The sequence below is a fragment of the Bradyrhizobium sp. B124 genome (genome assembly GCF_038967635.1).
In the GTDB taxonomy this organism is placed as follows: Bacteria; Pseudomonadota; Alphaproteobacteria; order Rhizobiales; family Xanthobacteraceae; genus Bradyrhizobium.
Map to the genome: position 1 here is coordinate 7517103 of NZ_CP152413.1, position 20677 is coordinate 7537779.

Genomic DNA, 20677 nt, shown 5'->3' on the forward strand with positions numbered 1-20677 from the left:
TTTGCCCGCCCTCGCAAACCCGAAGGTGTAGACAACAAGACTGCGCGGTTCGTCGGTCTGGGCCTGGCGTCGCTTTCCGGCGTGGCCTCCTGATCCGCGATGCCCAGATACGTGACCGGATCACCATCCTCCAACGGCTGAAGATACCCGGTGGGCTCTTCGTGGTCCGGGGTGGCGCGAGATGGAGGATCGCTTCGAGTGCCTCTGGGACCTGTTCCGATCGATTTCGTCGCGGGGACTGGAAGGTGGCGTGTACTCGAGAGTTCTACTGGTTGAACAAGGATAATCGGAACTACTCGCTGCGGCGGGCGATGGCGAACCAGCAACAGGATGCGCGCACCGCGGCGCAAGGACGTGTTCTCAGACCGCTCCGAGATGCAGTATCCGTAACGTCGTCGGCCGTCGCTATACAGCCCCGGCCGCGGATGAAGCAGAGTAGGTCGGGTTCCTGGTTCACGCGTGGTGGGGCGCTTGCCTTACCGCAGATGATGGCGGTGGTTTGAGATGATCCAATACTCTCGAGCCTTCGCTGAACGACTTCGACCAGAATTTCTCGGCGAAGTCCAAGTGGCACTTCAGTAGCTCGGCGGGAGTTTTGGACTCGGCAAGATTTCTCAGAAAGGTGGCCTGATCGTGCAGAGAGGAGGCAGCCAAACTCAATACGTCCTTTAGTGCCGTAGCGAACAGGTGTCCCGTCGCTTCGATCGATTTTTGCCATTCCGGAAGAATTAATGGAATGCGTGGTGCCGCTGCCGCAGGTTCTCCAACGTCATCGGCGGCGTCGCCCGATATCTGCCCCAGTCCGGGCTCTGGACGTGCCCGCCGTTCGCGTTTCTCGTCTTCGGTTATATTTGCGTTCATCCGACGTCTCCCGGCCTGAAACGGAGATTGCATGACGCTAAGTCGTTCGCTGCTCAGTTTCGATCATCAACCTTCAAAAGGTACCACAAGCTCCAACATGTCATGCCTACCTCCTTTGGTACTGCAGATCGCAATGCTGATTGCGCGCATCCCCGGCGCCGCGGCTGAGACCGCGGCAAGCTCGTTGAGGATGAGCGCCGGCTGGCGTAGACCGCCGGGACCGCCAAAGGTGGTAAGTCGTACGTCGATGCGCTTTGCCGAGATCGCGGTTGGCATTGCCCGTCATCAGGCTCGCATCGATCGCGAACCTCTCGTGCTTGGTGAGGCCTGCGACCATGCTGCCATCCAGGCTGCAACCATGCGATCGAAAATATAGCTCAAGATCCTGCTCTCGTCGCGGCTTGGCGGGGCGTCACCCTGCGATGACCGGCGGTGCTGCAGCGAGCGCGGAAACGATAACATGTATAGGGGTGCGAGGCAGCTCACGGGTATCCTCCATTGATCGCCTAGTTGATGCTCACAGAGGAGTCAATCCGAGGCCGTGATCCTATAGTTTCTCGATCGAGCTTTGACAGAGGAGCTCGTCAGCTTTTTAGACAGGAGCGTCTCATTCCGCACGCAGCTCGTTCACTCGCCGCGCCAGACGGTTGTCACGCATCCACCTTATTGAGCCCCTTCGTAAGTGCGTGGCGATCCCTCGGAAAAGAAGGCATGGCATCGAGATGTTCAACGTCCAGACCAGGTGAGCCAGGGCCGCTGGCTGCTGGAATGCTGTACAGCGGCCGCTTCTTGTAGCGCCCCGTGCGCTGCCGGCACGTGTTGTCCCCGGGGACGTCGCCCGAGGCGTTTCCAAGCAGCCATGCCTGTTGTTACAACAAGCATCGCAAATTTAGAGGGTTTCATCGTCTTGTTCGATGATTTCTAGAGCACGAGCTTGCCGGTTGCACTTTATGCGCCACGTTGGCAGCCTAGCCGTTGATCAAACCTGTCGCGCCGAATGTCGAGCGTCGTTGAGCGCATCAGTTCATCCCGGTCGGTGCTGCAAATTGAAGCCGATGCGATCGAGGTATCGGTGGCGTCCGCGAGTCTAATAAGAGACTAGCCTGGTAACCGAAGGGGACAGCGACATCGCGATAGAAGAGGATGCCAAGTGAGGATAGTAGATTGAAATACTCAACTATTGCGTTTGGCTGCTCTCAGCATCTACACATTCCACTACCATGAGCCGCGGGCGCATCGGCTGCGGACTCCAAGAGTTTGCGATCGCGAAGGGCGTCCACAACGCCTCGGAGAACGTCGCAGGGCATCTTAATGAGCAGTGGAGAACCGATGTGAGTGCACCCGCGTGGAATCAGCTCAGTATTGGAATTGAACCGGACGCACATCGGCGTCATTCGACATGCGCTGTGGTCGCAGGTCTTCTTAGACTGCTCCGCTGCGAGAACATAACAAAACCTGCCCGACGCGTCTCCAGTGATATCTCTTTCACGCCAATGAGTGGTTCGTTAATAGCTCGATCAATATCGTTCTATGCGTGCATTCAGGGCGAACCTTGGCAGAAGCGCAGGGCGGCCGCTGAGATCGCTCGTCGAGGCCGGCCTTATCTTTAAGACGCAAATCGAGCGGCTTGAGGCCGCCGCTTTCGGGGGTGTCATGTCTTCCGTCGTCCGCATGCTCCATATTGGCTTGAACCTTCATGGCGCAGGCGGTCACTCCGCCGCGTGGCGTTGGCCGGGTACGAATCCAAGCGCCTTTTTCGACATCGAACATTACGTCCACGCTGCGAAGCTTGCGGAGCGCGGTCTGCTGGATGCCGTATTCCTGGCGGATACCCCCGCAATACCTTCTGACATCACCCGCCAGCCGCCACTCAACGGGCTCGAGCCTACGCTGGCTCTCGCTGTGATCGCCCGCGAGACGGAGCGGATCGGACTCATCGCGACCGCGTCGACAACCTACAATGAGCCATACAATCTGGCCCGGCGTTTCCAATCGCTCGATGTCATCAGCGGTGGCCGTGCCGCCTGGAACGCGGTCACGACGTCGAGCCCGGCGACGGTAGCGAACTTTGGTGGTCACCAGGTCGGACGCGCGGATCGCTACAAGCGCGCTGAGGATTTCGTCGAGGCCGTCCGTGCTCTTTGGCTGAGCTGGGGCGGGCGGACCATCATTGCCGACCAGGCTGCGGGGCTTTATGCAGATCAGAGCCAATTCAAGCTACTCGATCCTAATCAAAATGCTTTCGGCATCCGAGGTCCGCTTACCCATCCCGGTTCGCGTCAAGGTCACCCGATCATCGTTCAGGCTGGAGGTTCGGACTACGGCTTACGGCTTGCCGCGCGCAGCGCCGATGTCGTGTTTGCGGCAGCCGGGGATTTGACGACGGCGCTGCGGGAGGCAGAGCGCCTGCGCGCTCTCTCTCATCAATTCGGCCGCCGCGTGGCTCCGCTCATCCTGCCCGGTCTTGTTACCTGCATCGGCGGCACCGAGAAAGAAGCGCAACGTCGAAAAAAGGAGCTGGACGACTTGCTTGATCTACAGCACGCCATCGTCGCTCTCGCACGTAGCATGGACGTGCCGGTCGAGAAGCTCAGTCTCGACGAGTCCATTCCCGAGGAGATTTTGCCTGATCCGAACGATGTTCCGTTTTCAGTCGGTCACCATCGCACGATTGAATCTCTGGCACGTCAAGGCCGGACGGTTCGCGAGATCATCAGTAGCGTCCAAGCTTTTGGTCATCGCTTGTTCGTGGGCGCGCCCGAGCAGATCGCCGATTCGATTGAGACATGGTTCCACGCTGGCGCAGTTGACGGTTTCAACATTATTCCAGATGTGCTGACGGACGGCGCACCGGCCTTTGTCGAGCATGTCGTGCCCGTCCTCCAGAAGCGCGGGCTGTTCCGTACCGAATATCGGGGAGAGACATTGCGCGAGCATTTCGGGATTCCCCTCAACGTTGAACCCGCAAACATGGCGAGTACTTCGGCGCACTGACGCTGCACTCGTCCACATTCATTGCTTTGGAGCTTGGTTATGTCTGTCTTGGATGCAAAATCATCGAGGCGTTTCACCGCCCAGTCGAACAATCGTGGAAGGAAGGCGGCGGCTATCCTGTTCGTGCTCGCAAGCCTGTCACAGTTGGTGCCCAGCAGCCATGCCGAAGAGGCATCAGCCGGCAATGTGAAGCGAGGAGGCATTATTCGTTACGGGCATTTTCAAGAGCCGCCTTGCCTGTTCGGAGGATGGGTGCAGCAATGGTATCTTCAACGCCAGTACAGCGACAATTTGGTCGCTCGGAGTGAAGACGGCAAGATTGTGCCTTGGCTGGCTGAGGCGTGGACAATCTCCGACGACAAAATGACGTACACGTTCGAGATAAGGCCGAATGTGAAATTTACCGATGGGACGCCCCTCGATGCCCAAGCCATCGCTGACAATATCAACGGATGGCTCAGCAACAATCCGGATCTTCGCAATCCGACCGCTGCTCCTTATCTTAATGACAGCTTTGAATCGGCAAAGGCAATCGCGCCTCTGAGGCTGCAAGTAACCTTGAAGGTGCCGTTCCAGCCGTTGCTCAATGTGTTCGCCCAATCCTCACAAGGCATTTTGTCGCCAACTTCGCTCAAGCGTGGCCTTGCTGTGAATTGCGAAAAGCCGGTCGGCTCAGGTCCATTCATCGTCGACAAGTGGCACCATGGGAGGGAAGTCACCTTCCGCCGCAATCCCGATTACAATTCGGCACCCGCCACTGCGAAGCACCAGGGTCCGGCTTACGTTGACGGGATCAGCTGGAAGTTTCTGCCGGATCAGACTGTCCGATATGGCTCGCTGATCACGGGCGAGACCGACGCCATTTACGACATCCCGGCTATCGCATGGAAAGACGCCAACTCCCGCTTCCCGGTATTACGGCACATTACGGGCGGCACCCCTTTGCGCCTGGCGTTGTATACGGCCAGGTCCCCTTTTGATGACGTGCTCGTCCGCCAGGCCTTTGCCTATTCTGCTGATCGAAAGGCCGCGGTCGGCTCGTCTTTTCTGGGTTCTCTGCCATTTGAAGGTAATGGTGCGCTAAGCCAGAGCTCGCCGGAATACGTGCGCGAGTTGGGGCAATCCTATTCGTACAATGTTCGAAAAGCCAATGAGCTTCTGGATCAGGCGGGTTGGACTGAGCGCAATCATGACGGCGTTCGCGTCAAGAACGGCAGTCCACTCATCGTGCGCATTTCCTATTCGAGCGCTTTTTTGAAGCCCGATGGCGAGCAGGCCTTGCAGGTTATCCAGCAGCAGGCAAGGACGGCCGGCTTTGACGTACGTCTTCAGCCCACTAATCCGGCTGATTTCTTCGCCGGAAAAAACCTTGGCCCCAATGATTATGAGGTCGTGCTTCTCTATTGGGTTGCACCCGGCGCTGAGATATTCCGAGTTTCATGGAAGCCCGACCGGAATGGCGAGCCCAATCGCTTTAATCCGTCACGCTACCAGGATCTGACACTTTGGGATGTCATCCGGAAAGCGGAGCAGGAGTTCAACAAGGCTGAACGTACTGCCCTCTATCAACAGGCGGAACGGAAGATCGTAGATGAGGCTCCTGTTATTGGCCTCACAGTGCTGGACGTGACTTTGGCGACCAGCCCAAATCTAGAAGACGTCTGGCTGGACCGCGGATCAGTCGGCGAACCTGTCTTCTACGACGCTCATTTTGCCGACAACAAATGACGCCGTGAAGATTGTAGCCCCTCGTCCGATTGTTTGGTTCGCGCGCCGGATGCTGTCCGGTGTGGTCGTGGTGTGGGCTGCCGCAACTTTCACGTTCCTGATCCAGTGCCTGCTGCCCGGCGATCGCGCCCAGATCATCATCAACGTGACCAGTGGTAACGTCGGCCCGGCGCCTCCGGCAGAGCTTGCGGCAATCAATGCGAAATACGGCTTTGATCGGCCGCTCGTCATTCAATACGTCAAATACCTATGGCGAATCCTGCATGGCGACCTTGGCGAATCATATCAGCAGCATCGGCCCGTCGCGGGGATCATCGCAGAACAGATTGGTCCCACGATTGTTCTAGCTATTGCTGCTCTGCTGGTCGCATGGGCTATCGCTATCCTGACGACCCTGCTCATCGCGGGCAGAGACAACATATGGTCGAAGCTGCTCAGCGGCACACAAGTCTTTTTGGCAACCGTACCACCTTACTGGCTAGCTACAATCCTGCTGGTTGTGTTTGCGGTAAAAATGCGCATTTTTCCGGTCGTTGGTGGAAATTCGCCGATAGGACTCGTTCTTCCAACACTCGCGCTGGCTCTAGAACTGTCGGGGTTTTTCGGACAGGTCGTTCTGAATGAGTTCACACGCGTACTCGAGCAGCCCTTCGTTACGTCCGCGCGGGCGCGAGGTATGAGTGATTTTGGCGTCAGGCTTCGTCATGTCCTGCGCCACGCGGCATTGCCGGGCATTACTTTGTCAGGTTGGGCGCTCGGCAAGCTTCTTTCGGGTGCAATTTTGATCGAGGTGGTTTTTGCCCGCCAAGGCCTGGGTGGGGTCCTTGTCGCGGCGACGTCCTCACGAGACGTTCCGGTAGTCTCGGGGGCTGTTTTGATTTCTGCGGGCCTATTCGTCATTGCCAGTGCGGTTGTCGATCTGGCTTACCGGATTGTCGATCCGAGGATCAAATTGACATGAGCATGTCCGCCGAAGTCACCGTGCCGTGGCCACTCAAAGACGTCCTGGCAATCGTGCGTAACATTCCCTTCCGAGTTTCCGTCTCTCTCATCATCATTGGCTTTTTTGTCGTCGCGGCCATGGCGCCAAAGGTGCTGCAGACGCACGATCCCTTCGCTATTGATTTGATATCGTCATTGCAATCCCCATCGATTGCCCACTTGTTGGGGACGGATCAATCGGGCCGAGATCTTTACTCTCGAATAGTCGAGGGGGCCGGCCAATCCCTCGCCATTGGACTTGGTGCCACCGCGCTGAGCATGTCCATTGCACTGATTCTCGGCGTCGCCGCCGCACTTTCTGGTGGCGCACTCGACAACTTCCTCAGCCGGATTTTCGACGTGCTCTTCGCAATTCCCACGCTCTTTCTCGCCCTCGTGTTCGTGACTGTATTTGGGCCTTCGGTATTGACTGAGGTTATAGCCGTTGGAATCGGCACAGCACCGGGTTATGCGCGCATGATCAGGGGTCAGGTCCTTTCTATCAAGGGAACGGCGTATGTGGAGGCCGCCAAGGCGCTAGGGCATTCGTTTCCACGAATCGTCTGGACGCATATCCTTCCCAACGCGATGAGCCCGCTGACAGCAATGATGACGCTCGGCGTCGGTCAGGCCATTATCTGGGCCTCGGGCCTTGCTTTTCTAGGCCTTGGCGTCGTGCCCCCGGAGCCCGAATGGGGCGCGCTGCTAAATGCCGGACGCAATTATGTGATCTATGCGTGGTGGCTCGAGATCATACCGGGCCTGGCCGTGATGGCGTTTGCCCTCAGCGTCACCGTTGTCGGTCGCTATCTTCAGGACCGTCTGGAAGGAAAAAGCTGAATGTTGCAGATTTGTCCCAAGCTTGCCTCGCGGCAGGCAGACCTTCTCACGGTCGATTCGCTGCGTGTTTCGTTCAGGCCGGACATCGCTGAGAAGGCGGTCGTGCGCAGTATGTCCTTCTCGCTCCAACCGGGGCGGTGTCTCGCGATCGTCGGTGAATCCGGCTCAGGCAAGAGCGTGACCGCGCGGGCTCTCGTGGGTCTCGCTGGTCGTCACGCGAATGTCTCTGCACGCCAACTCAGCTTCGACGGGACGGATCTGATCGGCCTTAACGATCGTGCCTGGCGGCGCATCCGTGGCAAGGAGATTGGCTTCGTACTGCAGGATGCACTCGTCTCGCTTGACCCGCTTCGGCAGATCGGAAAGGAGATTGGTGAGGGCCTGCTGCTCCATGGTGTCGTATCATCACGTGAGGAGTTCGCCAGGCGTGTCGTTGCGCTCCTCGAGCTCGTCGGTGTCCCTGAGCCCGGGATCAAGGGCCGGCAACTGCCGCACCAATTATCCGGCGGCCTGCGCCAACGGGCTCTCATTGCTGCAGCACTTGCGCTCGATCCACGCATCCTCATCGCGGACGAGCCGACTACCGCACTTGACGTGACGGCGCAAGCTCAGGTGCTGGCACTGCTCGAGGAGACCAAGACGCGGGGCAAGGCCCTGATCTTGATCAGCCATGATCTGGCAGTGGTCTCCCGCATGGCGGATGAGATTTTGGTCATGCGTCAAGGCGAGGTCGTCGAGCGCGGCGCGGCCGGCCAGATATTCGACGATCCACGGCACCCCTATACTCGTCAGCTTCTAGACGCGGTGCCATCAGGTCGCCGGCGCGGCTCACGACTTTCTGCGTCGAGTGTTGCCTTTCTGCCCAAGCCGCAGGCGCGCCCACCGGTACAATCCTTGGTGAAATCTCGTCCCGTCGTGCTGAGAGCGACTGGGCTGGTGAAGCGTTTCAAAAGGCCGGATGGTACTCTGCGAGCAGCTGTCGACGGCGTCTCCTTTGAACTGCGATCGGGCGAGACTTTAGGCATCGTGGGCGAGTCCGGATCAGGGAAGTCAACGATAGCGCGAATGGCACTGGCGCTTGAGGTGCCCGACGAGGGAGCCGTTCTGTTTGAAAGCCGGGCTTGGACCACGCTCGCCGAACGCGAGCGCCGGGGTCGGCGCCGGTCGATGTCGATCATCTACCAAGATCCTCTTAGCTCCTTTGATCCACGTTGGACGGTCGGACGCATCATATCCGACAGCCTCGCAAGCGACGTCGAGACAAGGCGCAAGCGGGACGAGCGCGTTGTTGAGCTGCTCGATCTGGTCGGACTGTCCTCGGCCCTGCTGGATCGGCGGCCGCTCGAGCTCTCGGGCGGTCAGCGTCAGCGCGTTGCGATCGCTCGCGCGATCGCTCCAAGGCCTAGCGTGATCGTCTGCGATGAACCGGTTTCGGCGCTCGACGTCTCGATCCAGGCGCAGGTCTTGGACCTGCTTGGCTATCTGCAGGACCACCTCGGCATGAGCTATCTCTTCGTCTCGCATGATCTCGGTGTTGTCCGCCATCTTAGCGATCGCGTCATAGTTATGCGCGACGGGCGAATCGTCGAGAGCGGCACGACTGAAGAGATATTCCTTAATCCGCGGTCTGAATATACCAAAGGTCTCATCGCCGCCATGCCACGGCTTATGCGCCGCAGCGAGGCCGGCCATTCAGCCACTATCTTCGAAGAAGGCATTGCATGAAATGCGTCGCATTTCGATGTGTTTAGGATGATGGTCGATTTCGGATCGCGGAGACCGCTCGGCGCACCTTGCGCGTCGGTTTGCTCATGATCGCGTGCTCCAGGTAATCTTTCAGTCTAAGACGGCCTGTGATCACGAGTTCCCATTGCGCGGGCCGCTCCCCGCACGCGGAGCTGGGCTGGTCGCATTCGAAGATGCGGCAACCGTCAAGTCGGTGATCCGGACGTGTCGAGTTGGAATTCCTCAATTGTCTGCCCGCAAGGCCTCGCGTCTCTCGCTTTCTTGCGACCGAGCTCGGGACCGTTGCTTTTACCAGAGCCTTGCGATTGATGGTGCGGTCTCTGACAACGACACCCTTTATGTCAGGTTCGAAACACCGGGCTCATTTGCCGATCTTCAATTTCCTGACGCCTATTCAGCCGTTTGGTTGCGACTGATGCGACTGGCACGGTCGTTGCTATCGAAATGAGGTAACGCCGAGTAAGGGCGGAGTGCAGCACAAAATGAACGGTTACCTCCGGCCCGCCAGTCGTGACCCCATTCTGAGAGAGAAACAAGCTCGTGCTCGGCCGCCAGAGTTCTCGCAATCGGTTGATGGAGGGCGTTGTGGCTTTGCCTAGGAGAGCCGCATCGAGACAGATTGCACTTTTCAGGCGTGTTGGGATTGTCAAACGACCGCCGCGAAGATCACTTGTCGCTTGCGTTTCAAGCGCAGCTGCCACGCCTGTGTCACCGTACTGAACCTCGCGCGCGTTACGCACCCTGAATCAATGGGTACGTGAACATTGGCTGCAGAACCTTACCTGAAGCGGGGTGATCCGAACGAGAGATGGAGGCGTTGTCTGTTGCGTTGTCATCGCTGCCCGGTAAACCATCGCAGCGAGCGGAAATCGAGGGCGATAAGCTCGCAGACGGGCTCGCCACCAGGCTCAGGCGTATCCGCAATTCGTCGGGCAACAAGAGGTCGATGAAGGTCCGCTCGTGCTTCGGGTAATACGGAATCGTCCACGAAAATATCGACGGCAATAGCGAGTGCAGCGTGAATCAAGAGTCAGCAATCCGGGCAAAGCCGACAACCAACTCCTCGTCAGACGGTGAGTTTGTTCGATACTGGAGCCGGACAACTGATCGGGCGGGCGCGGTGGCTGCCGTCGGAGAGCGAACCGAGGAGGCGATCAGGGAGACAGGGGCCGGCTTGCAGCTATCCTCCGAGAACTTTACCGGTCACGATCTGTCTGATTTCCCGTTGCGACGCTGCACCCTCAATCGTGCGCAACTCTACGGAGCGAAATTGGATCGGGCAGATCTTTCTGGGGCGAACCTTATCTGTCCGGGGCTAGAGAGGGCTAGTTTCCGTGGGGCTAAGCTCGATTTTGCGTATATGCACGCGATTGCCGCGCAGGTCTGCAACTTCGATGATGCCAGTCTGCGGAACGTCATTGATGCAACGGGTAGTCTGTTTCACGGCTGCAGCATGAGAAGAACGCGTTTTGACAACGCGGTGCTCAGTGGTCTTCTTTTGTACCAGTGCGACGCGGGTCATGCTGTCTTTGACGGCGCGGAGTTGCAAGGGGCGACCATCAACGAATGCTTCCTTCCTTCTGCTTCCTTCCGTTTTGCCAAATTGAGCCAAGTCACAATGACGAGGGCGCATCTAGCCGCTTGCTCGTTCCTCCAATCAAAGGGAGACTGCTTATCAATCGTGCGCCCCACCTCGGTCGATGATCTTGTTTTGGAGGGCGCTCATCTTCCCTATTTGAGGCTTTCAAAGGTGAACGGACGGATTATGGCGAAAGCGCTGAGCGCCCCCTTCGCAGACTTTCACCTGTCAAATCTTTCAAGGGCGGAGCTTGAGCAGGCAGACTTGACGGAGGCGCGCCTACTGTCCGTAAGCCTAACGAACGCAAACCTCGTCGGCACGGTGTTAAACGGCGTATCTATTCGTTCTTGTCAGCTCGATGGAGCGGACCTGTCTCGGGCATCAGGCGAAAACATTTCGATAACGGAGAGCACAATGCGATCCGCCAAGTTCGCGGGTTTTCGGGGCCGCTGTGCGTTTATGCGCGACTGCGATCTCGATAATGCTGACTTGTCGCAGGCGTACCTCTACAGGTCTATGATTACTGGTGATCCACCACAATCGATGGCGCTGAACCAGGCAAATCTCGAAGGAGCCAATCTCGTTCAGTCATATATTGCGGCGGGAATGACCGGCAGCAACCTGGAGGCAGCGCGCATCGCATACGTTCGCATGAATCAGTCATCCTTGCGCAACGCGAACCTGAGTGGAATATCGCCGTTCCAGGCCAGCTTCGTAAAGGTCGACTTTTCGGGCGCAAAGATAACCACATTCGAGCCGCCGTTTTTTGCAGACCGATGTCCGGGACTGCAGACCGCTCTGAAGGATGATCAGCCGCGTGAACCATCAAGCTATTTGGCCGAGTTCTCATCGTTGATGAGACATGGTCGAGAAGGATCAACCTGATTGTTTCTGAATCGCAAAACGGACCAGGGAGATACAATGTCAGGGAGCTTGAACAGATTGGCGCGTGGTCCGCGCTGTGACCGAACGTCAAGCGCTCTTTGAGGTTCATTAGCGTGCGCCGGTGCGGCACGCAGGGCTGGCCCGCCGTCGTCTGACCGCGCAAAAGACCCTTCTTTGCGTTCAAAATAAAACTGGAGCGAGAAAAATGCATCTGGAGTCTCTTGCAGCGGGCAAAGCCTACATTCGGGAGGTGGCGAGAACAGGTCAGACTATTGGCACGGTACACACTTTAGGCGCCCTGCACCTTGGACATGCGGAACTGATCAGAAGAGCGGCAATCGAGAATGACGTCGCAATTGTCACAGTCTACCCGAACAAGATCCAGTTTGAGCCAGGTGTTAGCTACGATTTCAATTTGGAGGAAGATATTTGGCTTGCGCTACGTGCAGGAGCTTCTGCCGTGCTTTCGTCCAACGACACCGAAATGTTCCCGGCGGGCTATCGAACGTTTGTATCGCAGGACGACTATCATTTGCGCCTGGACGGCCCTCAAGAGCACTTGAAGGAAGCCGTTACCGGGGCAATCCGTTGGATCTGCTATTCGCGACCAACTCGCAGCTATTTCGGCCTGAAAGATATCGGTCAGGCTCTTCTGGTGAAGCGGGCCGTCGCAGATTTGCTTCTCGATTGCGAGATACGATTTGTGCCAACGGTGAGGTACAAGAACGGTGTGCCCATTTCATCGCGTTTGCGACGGTTTAGCCGCTCCGAGCTCGATGAGCTTTCGTGCATCTTCACGGCACTGAACCATTTGCGGAAAGAGATTGCGCGAGGAGCGTCGTGCGTCAAAGACCTGATAGGGGCGGCTACATCTCTTATTGCTTTCCGACAGTTTAAACTCGATTTTCTTCGGATTGTTGACGCTGATAGCTTCGAAGATCTGGAGCAGGTCAAGCTTCCTTTCATAATTGTCGGAGCGGCGATGGCTCATGGCCTCAGGGTCTTTGATAGTATCTACGTTCCAGATCAGGATACACTCGTGGATGGTCCTCCAGACGTCTGGATTGATTTGCCTGAAACCGTCGGTGCCTGACGGTTATACTACATAGCGAACCGTTGGTCCCCGGCTCGTCCAAGCACAACGCTGCCTCATGACCGGGCGCCCTGTCTGTACGTCGCTTCCAGCACACGACAATCGCCCAACCACCGCGCTGGAGGGCTTGCTCCAGTAGAGGGTCGGGTCAACATCATTTCGGAGTGCTCGGCGAGATCGTCTCGTGATTGCCGGCGTCGCCAATCGGAGTGCCGTGCGGGATGCTTCCGGAACCGCAGATGCGGACCGGGATCTGACCCGCCCAGCTGGACATCTTATTTCCTTCGATGACGGCTCCGGTGCCGGACCCCTCGTCAATTTATGAATGCGATGCAGCAGGCGATCGAGCATCGCAGGCTCGATGCCGATCGTTCGCGAAAGCTTTCTGTCCTGCCAAAAACAGGAAGTTGCTGGTCAGGATGATGGATGCTCGCAGGCCAATTGCCATGTTGAAACACAAATTGGCTTCTCTCGGCGGAATGGCGGTAACCGATTTCGTCGGCGACGATCAGCGTTGGTGGCCGTCACCGCACGATCCGGCGGCCAGCAAGTGACAACGTCAAGCGCGGCCGCGGGAGCCGAAGAAGTCGCGGTGGCCATTTTAAAGAATGCTCACTTGCGTCCTCTTTGATAGTTCAAGCGGCGACGCAGCTGCCATTGGGTGACGCCTGTGTATCGGTGATAGTTCTCATCGATTCACTGGAGCAGATCGATTTAGAAAGTCAACGCGATCCCTACTGCCGGACATGGTAGGGGAGGCTGCCTGCACTTTGGGATACTCTGTTCGAGCGACGACCGCGCACAACCAAAACGTCAGGGCAAGCTCGAAACCATGGATCGCGATCTGAGGATTCGTAACCTCTTGAGAGAGCAAAATTTGCGGAAGCGATCATGAAAACTCGATTGGCAAACTATGGAGCCGATGATGCGTGCAGTATCCCGCTGAGCAATCTGGATGTAAGCGAAGCCAAGCGCTTTCAAGATGATAGCATCTGGGGCTGCTTCGAGCGGCTGCGAAGGGAAGATCCCGTTCACTACTGCCAAGATAGCCCTTATGGTCCATATTGGTCCGTAACCAAATACCGAGATATCGTAGCGGTAGATACAAATCATAGGGCATTTTCGTCTGAGCGGGGCGTCACTATTGTCGACGTGCCTGATAAGCACTGGACTCAGAGTTTCATCAAGATGGGTCCTCCTAAACATGCCCAGCAGCGCGATACTGTGAGTCCGATAGTCGCACCGGAAAACCTGACGAAGCTCGAAAGCTTAATCCGCAGTCGGGTCAGGACGATTCTGGACGGCTTGCCGCGCAACGATGCCTTCAATTGGGTGGACATGGTCTCCATTGAGTTGACGACGCAGATGCTCGCCACGCTATTCGACTTTCCATTTGAGGATCGGCGGCTCTTGACCTATTGGTCGGACGTAGGTGTTACAATCCCGAAAAAAGGTCAGCCTGTCGATAGCTGGGACAAGCGAAGCGCAATCTTGTCCGAATGCTTGGACTATTTCACTCGACTCTGGAACGAGCGCATCAATGCTGAGCCGCGCGTCGACCTAATTTCGATGATGGCGCACTCGCCCGCGACACGCCATATGGAGCCGAGTGAATTTCTCGGGAATCTGATTCTGCTGATCGTGGGAGGGAATGACACCACACGCAATTCGATTACCGGGGGCCTCCTGTTCATGAACCAGTATCCCCCCGAGTTGCGAAAACTACGCGATAATCCCAAGCTGGTGTCTAGCGCCGTGTCCGAGATTATTCGATATCAGACGCCCATCGCACATATGCGCCGCAACGCCGCGACGGATACCATCGTCGGTGGGAAACAAATCAGGCAAGGTGACAAGGTCGTCATGTGGTACATCTCTGGTAACCGCGACGAAGAGGTCATCGAGAACGCGAGCAACTTCGTGATCGACCGCAAGAACGTGCGGCAGCATCTTTCGTTCGGTTTCGGCATCCATCGCTGTGTTGGTCGACATCTTGCGGAACTGCAGTTGAAAATCCTCTGGGAAGAAATGTTGAATGCGGGGCTGGAGGTCAAGATTGTCGGCGAACCCGAGCGAATTGCGTCAAATTTTGCGCACGGCTATTCCGCGCTTCCCGTGCAGATTGCGGCCTAGGTTGTGATACTCCGGCTTGGGCGGAAGCCGAAACCCAGCAGCACGGTTTTGTCCTCTTTCGATCAGTCTCACCGCTGCACAATACGAAGGGGCTTTGATCGGTGCGAAGGACCCGCTGCATCTCGGGGGCCGGTGGGCCATCGGGCAGGCGTTGAAGCGCCTGCGCGGAACGCCAGGAACGGTGGTACTTCGCCGAGGCCCTTTGGGATTCCAGCTGTCAAAGGAAGCCCGCAGATGGATTTCATTATCGGGAGCGGTCTTTAATCTTGCGATTTCGACGCGTCAGGCGATGAGCTCAATATTGAAATTTGCCCCGGTTGGGACGATCTTCTTTGGAGAATCCCTTTCGATAATCGCGGAGTTGATTGCCTCAAAGCAGTTTGGAAAAGAGGCGGCGTTTGACCTGCCACTGCGTATTTCCTCCAGATGGAGTTAGAGTCCGGCCTGACGAAAGACGGACAGATGAAGCGAGCAAGGTTCACGGAAGAGCGGATTATCGCAGCGCTGATGGAGCATGAGGCTGGGGCAAAGAGGGCCGACCCGGCTTGCAAGCATGGAATCTGCGAGGCGACGATCTACAATTGGAAGGCCAAATTCGGCGGCATGGAGGTCTCTGAGGCCAAGCGGTTAAAGGGGCCGGAAGAGGAGTACATGAAGCTGAAGAAGCTCCTGGCCGAGCAGACGCTCGATGCGGCCGCCCTTCACGAGCTTCTTTCAAAAAAAGATGGTAGGGCCCGTCGCCAAGCACGCTGCCGTCGCGCATCTGCAGGCAGTCATGAGCCTGTCAGAACGGCGGGCCTGTTCGATCGTCGGCGCGGATCGGAAAATGATCCGCTGCGCGTGGTCCGACGCCACTGCCGTCCACCCGCTGACCTTCTCAAGGTCATTGGCATTGATGATTGGGCTTGGCGGCGCAATCACCGGTCCGCCCGCATCGTCTGCAACTTGGAAAGGCGCCGGGTAGTCACCTTGCTGTCGGATCGTGAGCCCGCGACCGCCCAAGCCTGGCTCGCTGCTCATCCCACGATCGCAATAGTCGCCCGTGACCGTGGTGGTGGATACGTCGAAGCCTCGGTCAAGGCCCTGCCGCACGCAGCACAAGTCGCCGACCGTTGGCATCTGATGGAGAATGCCAGTCGGGCCTTCCGTACGCATCCGGCGTAGGCCGCAGGCCGGTTGGATCATTCCCGTTGCCAACGCGTGAGCAGCTTGGGGTTTTCTTTGTAGAACCTGACGAGCTCGATCAGGTTTTCGATGCCAAAGTCGGTGAACGCCTCAACACCATCTTCGCCGACGCCATAGACCCAGATCCCAGATCAGGCCGTCCTCGATCTCCATTTCGATGGCAATGTCGCGCAGCCAGTCTTCGTCTTCACCGAGGTCCTTTGCGACCTGGGTGATGGCGGTGACGTGATGAACCTTGTTGACGTGCGTGGTCAATCGACAAACCCGACGATCGATTTGCTCGACCGCATCGCCAAAACGCGGGACGTTCGGTTGTCGGAATTCTTTGTTCGGCCTGCCCAACGTGCGAACGTTCAAGTCATGGTCAAGCTCATCAAACACTGAGCCGTTCCCACCAGACGGCTCGGCGGCGTTGGCCGATCAACCGTGGCCAAGGAATCGATGCATTCCGCCGGTCCACGGCGAACACGTTGACCGCAAAGAGATCTTCGACCTCTACGCCGCGCCCCTTATCCCAAGAAGTCGGGGGATACTTGAAAAAGGCCTGTGAAACTTATCGGAAAGCTTCGCCGGCCTATCCCGGAAGAGCCCAGCCGCCTGGAACGTTACGATTACAAGTACGGTCGCAATGGCACTGTCAAATCTCCTTGTTCCCATCGACGTGCATCGCCCCTGGCGCAAGGTCAACCTCGGCGAATAGCAAGCCACGGAAGGCGACGACTGCGTCTACATCCATTACCCCGAGCCGAGATCATCCGCATCGTCAGGCCACCTTACCGAACAATTCCGCAGGCGACCTGTAACAGGCATTCCACCTGCCGAAGCTAGGCGGATCTTGCGACACCTCGAGTTTCCACTGCTCCGCCGAACACGAATGCTTGCTCAACATGGTCGAGAATCAGGTCGGCGTCCGGTGGGCCCGGTACCTGGATCTCAAGATGATATATCCCAAGCGAATGTGCCGCGAAATCAACATCTGGCAACGATACCGAAATGCCGTCCGCGTCCGCATTAAATCGATGCCCACACTAGAAAAGCGCCCGCGCCAACATCGGCCGCGCCTGTCCCAAAACTCCCAAAGAGTCATAGATCATTGTGCTTTTGCTTTCTAATGCTGAGAGACGACGAAATCGGAGGGCGCCTCGTTCTAGTCGCCACGGCGTTGGGCCTAAATGATGATAGCTCTTCGCGCAATCATGGCCTTTAATTGGGTTTCAGCAGCTCAATCGATAGGGCGTTCCAGTTAGGTGGTATCTGCCCAAGAATATTGCGAACGAAGAAGTCCAGAAGCTTGAGCTCGCTATAATTGCCGGGCACTCCGTGATCTGCGCTGGGTACCACAAGCATGTCGAAGTATTTTCCTGCCTTGATGAGCCGATCAGCCATCTGGAAGGTAGAGGACGGATCGACATTACGGTCCATTTCGCCGACAATGAGCATCAACTTACCCTGTAGTCTGTGGGCGTTGTCGATGGCGGAGGACAGCGAATACTCAATGCCAACCGGCCAACCCATCCACAGTTCATTCCACCATATCTTGTCCATCCGGTTGTCGTAACAGCCGCTGTTAGCCACCGCCACCTTGTAAAAATCAGAATGGAAGAGCAGCGCGCTCACCGCGTTCTGCCCGCCGGCGGACCCACCAAAAATGCCGACGTTCGAGATGTCGTACCACGAATACTTCGCGCTCGCCGCCTTATGCCATAGGATTCGATCGGGAAAGCCGGCGTCCTTTAAATTCTTCCAGGCAATGTCGTGGAACGCGCGCGAACGATTGTTCGTACCCATTCCATCGATCTGAACGACGATAAACCCCATTTGGGTGAGCGGCTCAACCAAGGCCGAGAACGACTTGGGAACGAAAGAACCCGTTGGGCCGGCATAGATGTTTTCCACCACCGGGTATCTCTTGTTTCGATCGAAGTTGAGGGGCTTGTGAATGACCCCCCATATATCGGTCTCGCCGTCCCGGCCCTTGGCATGGAAGCTGAGGGGCGGCTGCCAGCCGGCGGCGATGAGTTCGGAGATATCGGCGCTCTCGACCTGCATCAGCTCGGCATTATCACTGGCGCGATACAGCACCAAGCGCGGCGGGACATCGATGCGTGACCACAAGTCGACATAGTAGCGGCCGTTAGGTGAAAACTCAATGTGATGGTTGGCCGGTTCAGGAGTGAGCGCGGTCAGTCCGTTCCCATCGAAGTCGACACGGTAAGCATGGACAAAATAGGGATCCTCCCCTTTGTCCTTCCCGCTCGCACCAAACCAAATCTGGCGCTTGACCGGATCGACGTAGTAGACCGCGCGAACCACCCAATCTCCTCTAGTGATCTGGTTTTTGAGCTCGCCGGTTCGGCCATCGAAGAGGTACAGATGCTCGTATCCATCGCGCTCGGACGCCCAGATGATCTCCTTTCCGTCCTCAACGTCGTAGCGGAAGATCTTTCCAGTATTCCGCTGGTCCATCACTAGACGCTGGTAGTCGATGAAGGTAATGCTGCGCTCATCAATCAGAGAGCGCACCTTACCCGTATCAGCTTCCACCTCGAGAAGGCGATAGAGTTGGTGCCCGCGCTGATTATACTCGAAGGTGAACCCGCGACCGTCCTTCCACCACTCGATCGGCGAAAGGTCGTAGGGATTTGGAAAGGAAGCATTGTCGATCTCAATCTTGCGCTGCCTGATGATGTCAAACAGCACCGGCTGGAGCAGTGGCAAGACATCACCCGGCTTCTGATACGTCATCGTCGAATATCTAGGTTGAAGCTCGTCCGTCGGAGATGATTCGATGTAATGGATCTGACGTTTGTGGCCTGGACGGATGCGGTAAGCCGCGAGGTGACGCGAATCTGGAGACCATCTTAGCGTCGAGAAAGCATAGTAGTTGCCTTCAGATCCGTCCCAGGTCAAAGGGATGTCCTGCAAGCCGTCCTCGCTGCGCAGGAAGATATTGTATTTTGTAGTATAGGCCAACCATTTGCCGTCAGGCGATATGCTTGTGTTCTCCGGATCGTTCTCCGCGGGTGGCGTGGGGTCATAGCCCATCTGTTGATAGACGTCCGGGTGCATGGCGTTGGCTGTGCAGCCATAGCTTACGAGGTCGCACCTCCACCGGGTATTGTCGATATTGAAGGTGATCATGCGAGCATCGTCGGCCAGCTCGAAACGGGCGAACGGCAGATTGTCGGCCTTATAGTTCTTGAGGCTTGCCCTGGCCAGCGCCGCCGCGAGGCGGGTATGATCAAAAGCCGGCTGCTTTCCGCCCGTTGCAGCATCGACCCGCATGAACTGGTGCTTGCCTTGAGTCGTCCGTCGGTAGACGAACGCTTCGCCCCCTGCGAGCCAGAACGGAACGTCGGGCATATTGACAGTGAGCTGGTTATATTGAGCGCCGATCGTGAGCGCTCGCTCGTAATCGGACGGCACCAGCAGCGGCTTTGCAATGTTGTCGGCCGGAGCCTGCGCGGCAGCCAATCCCTGCTGACCCAGCAGCGCAAGCATGAAAGCGCCAAGCTTGTACATGATCGATCACTTGTCCTTGTTGTGTGGAGATAACGGAGGCTGGGGTTGACCTCACGAAATTGGCGCAGCTGCGTTCAGTGTCGCCTCCAAAGCCCAGCACTGGCCCTTGCGCACAAAGCGTCCTAAACGTTGCACGCAAGTCTTGCGCCAGAATCAGGCTCCGATCTCCCGGACATCTGAGTGGGCGACTGGGCGGCACGGTCTAAAGCTGTGATCACCGCTCTGGCTCCCGGCCAGGGATGCAGGGGTATGAACGATGTCGCCATAGATAGATGGGCCGTAGGGGTCACTGAAGATGTCCGGCCATAGCCGCCACCGCCGTGCACGCCAATATAATTCCCGGTCCAGCTCCAGTGTCGGATGAAACCTTCACCACTGGATCGAGAATCCGCCGAATTAGCGCCACCGCAAACGGCAAGCGTAACTGCTGCCGCGCCCCGTATAAGAACTCCAGGTCGCATATCACCTCACGAACAACATATGTGCGCGCCATCCGCAACGACGCTCGATGTCTTAGCCTCGCTTCTACGCCCGTGGTGGTAAGCAGAATCCATGGCGGCGAAGCGATGCGCATTCCCGACGTTCCGATAGCTATGTCGCTTACGTGACAAGGCTAGCGATTATTGAGGCAAGCCGTATGTCTGACTTCGAACACACCAGAACGTCCTGCCGTAGCGGCCGGTCAGCTTTGCGGGCTGCAGTGTCGGTCTTCGTCGGCCGATGATGCAATCAAGGGCCGAGGAAGAACGTGTGGGCGAAGCGACTAAGACGGGCACCCAACAATCGCCCTAGCTGACTTCAGCACGATACATGACCCGGAGGTGACCGCTGAGGACCGGCCCCTCACGCTGAGACAAGTGTGCGAGCTGATCTTTGCCAACGCGGTCTCGGTGGCAACGCTCAAAGCCGAGAACGTGAGAGGCAATCTCGACCTGTTCAAGGTCGGCAGGCAGTACTTCACAACGCCCCGAAACATTGCGGCGATGATGGAGAAGTGCCGCCTCCCGTCTAAAGCGGGGAGCCACGTCGACCCGAAAGACAGCCGGAGGGACCGCGTTCCTGCACGCGGCACAGGTTGGCCTTCATCTGAAGCGTGCAGGGCGCAAACAGCGAACCGGCGGGACCTAAAA

Annotated in this window: 12 protein-coding genes and 3 pseudogenes; 12 read left to right on the forward strand and 3 right to left on the reverse strand. The window is 57.3% G+C overall.

The features are described from left to right. Nucleotides 1-453: 453 nt before the first annotated feature. Complete coding sequence (locus AAFG13_RS35725) at nt 454-861, reverse strand: hypothetical protein (RefSeq protein WP_342709760.1); 408 nt, start codon at nt 859-861, stop codon at nt 454-456. A gap of 31 nt (nt 862-892) precedes the next feature. Here AAFG13_RS35725 and AAFG13_RS35730 point away from each other — a divergent pair, with 31 nt between their 5' ends. From AAFG13_RS35730 to AAFG13_RS35785, 12 genes and pseudogenes are all read left to right on the forward strand, one after another. Then, nucleotides 893-1237 (forward strand): hypothetical protein, encoded by a 345-nt coding sequence (locus AAFG13_RS35730; RefSeq protein WP_342709761.1) that lies wholly within the window; start codon nt 893-895, stop codon nt 1235-1237. Nucleotides 1238-2514: 1277 nt separating this feature from the next. Further along, entirely contained in the window at nt 2515-3855 is a 1341-nt protein-coding gene (locus AAFG13_RS35735) for an NtaA/DmoA family FMN-dependent monooxygenase (RefSeq protein WP_342709762.1), read from the forward strand. Between the two features lie 39 nt (nt 3856-3894). Next, nucleotides 3895-5583 (forward strand): ABC transporter substrate-binding protein, encoded by a 1689-nt coding sequence (locus AAFG13_RS35740; RefSeq protein ID WP_342709763.1) that lies wholly within the window; start codon nt 3895-3897, stop codon nt 5581-5583. Nucleotides 5584-5587: 4 nt separating this feature from the next. Beyond that, nucleotides 5588-6544 (forward strand): ABC transporter permease, encoded by a 957-nt coding sequence (locus tag AAFG13_RS35745; RefSeq protein ID WP_342709764.1) that lies wholly within the window; start codon nt 5588-5590, stop codon nt 6542-6544. Next, nucleotides 6541-7404: an ABC transporter permease gene (locus tag AAFG13_RS35750; protein WP_342709765.1), complete on the forward strand. Its 864-nt coding sequence runs from the start codon at nt 6541-6543 to the stop codon at nt 7402-7404. The genes AAFG13_RS35745 and AAFG13_RS35750 overlap by 4 nt, the downstream gene beginning before the upstream one ends. Further along, entirely contained in the window at nt 7405-9129 is a 1725-nt protein-coding gene (locus AAFG13_RS35755; RefSeq protein WP_342709766.1) for an ABC transporter ATP-binding protein, read from the forward strand. Nucleotides 9130-10168: 1039 nt separating this feature from the next. Next, entirely contained in the window at nt 10169-11614 is a 1446-nt protein-coding gene (locus tag AAFG13_RS35760) for a pentapeptide repeat-containing protein (protein ID WP_342709767.1), read from the forward strand. Between the two features lie 205 nt (nt 11615-11819). Next, entirely contained in the window at nt 11820-12707 is an 888-nt protein-coding gene (locus tag AAFG13_RS35765; RefSeq protein WP_342709768.1) for a pantoate--beta-alanine ligase, read from the forward strand. An 891-nt stretch (nt 12708-13598) separates the two neighbouring features. Next, nucleotides 13599-14840, forward strand: coding sequence for a cytochrome P450 (locus AAFG13_RS35770; protein ID WP_342709769.1), 1242 nt, complete (start codon nt 13599-13601; stop codon nt 14838-14840). A 94-nt stretch (nt 14841-14934) separates the two neighbouring features. Continuing rightward, a complete protein-coding gene (locus tag AAFG13_RS35775; RefSeq protein WP_342709770.1) occupies nt 14935-15276 on the forward strand; it encodes a hypothetical protein in 342 nt (113 codons plus the stop codon). 26 nt (nt 15277-15302) lie between these two features. Further along, nucleotides 15303-15675 (forward strand): annotated as a pseudogene (locus tag AAFG13_RS35780) (transposase); the annotation flags it as partial. Continuing rightward, nucleotides 15675-15986, forward strand: a pseudogene (locus AAFG13_RS35785) (transposase); the annotation flags it as partial. The pseudogenes AAFG13_RS35780 and AAFG13_RS35785, both read left to right, overlap by 1 nt. Nucleotides 15987-16021: 35 nt before the next feature. On the opposite strand, the pseudogene AAFG13_RS35790 reads toward AAFG13_RS35785, so the two are convergent. Both AAFG13_RS35790 and AAFG13_RS35795 read right to left on the reverse strand, forming a co-directional pair. Further along, nucleotides 16022-16280: pseudogene (locus tag AAFG13_RS35790) on the reverse strand (hypothetical protein). 948 nt (nt 16281-17228) lie between these two features. Next, complete coding sequence (locus AAFG13_RS35795) at nt 17229-19547, reverse strand: DPP IV N-terminal domain-containing protein (protein WP_342709771.1); 2319 nt, start codon at nt 19545-19547, stop codon at nt 17229-17231. Between the last annotated feature and the right edge of the window lie 1130 nt (nt 19548-20677).

Excerpts from the sequence above, each read along its gene's own strand:
- AAFG13_RS35725 (WP_342709760.1), bottom strand. The coding sequence starts at position 861 with ATGAACGCAAATATAACCGAAGACGAGAAACGCGAACGGCGGGCACGT.
- AAFG13_RS35730 (WP_342709761.1), top strand. The coding sequence starts at position 893 with ATGACGCTAAGTCGTTCGCTGCTCAGTTTCGATCATCAACCTTCAAAA.
- AAFG13_RS35735 (WP_342709762.1), top strand. The coding sequence starts at position 2,515 with ATGTCTTCCGTCGTCCGCATGCTCCATATTGGCTTGAACCTTCATGGC.
- AAFG13_RS35740 (WP_342709763.1), top strand. The coding sequence starts at position 3,895 with ATGTCTGTCTTGGATGCAAAATCATCGAGGCGTTTCACCGCCCAGTCG.
- AAFG13_RS35750 (WP_342709765.1), top strand. The coding sequence starts at position 6,541 with ATGAGCATGTCCGCCGAAGTCACCGTGCCGTGGCCACTCAAAGACGTC.
- AAFG13_RS35755 (WP_342709766.1), top strand. The coding sequence starts at position 7,405 with ATGTTGCAGATTTGTCCCAAGCTTGCCTCGCGGCAGGCAGACCTTCTC.
- AAFG13_RS35765 (WP_342709768.1), top strand. The coding sequence starts at position 11,820 with ATGCATCTGGAGTCTCTTGCAGCGGGCAAAGCCTACATTCGGGAGGTG.
- AAFG13_RS35770 (WP_342709769.1), top strand. The coding sequence starts at position 13,599 with ATGAAAACTCGATTGGCAAACTATGGAGCCGATGATGCGTGCAGTATC.
- AAFG13_RS35795 (WP_342709771.1), bottom strand. The coding sequence starts at position 19,547 with ATGTACAAGCTTGGCGCTTTCATGCTTGCGCTGCTGGGTCAGCAGGGA.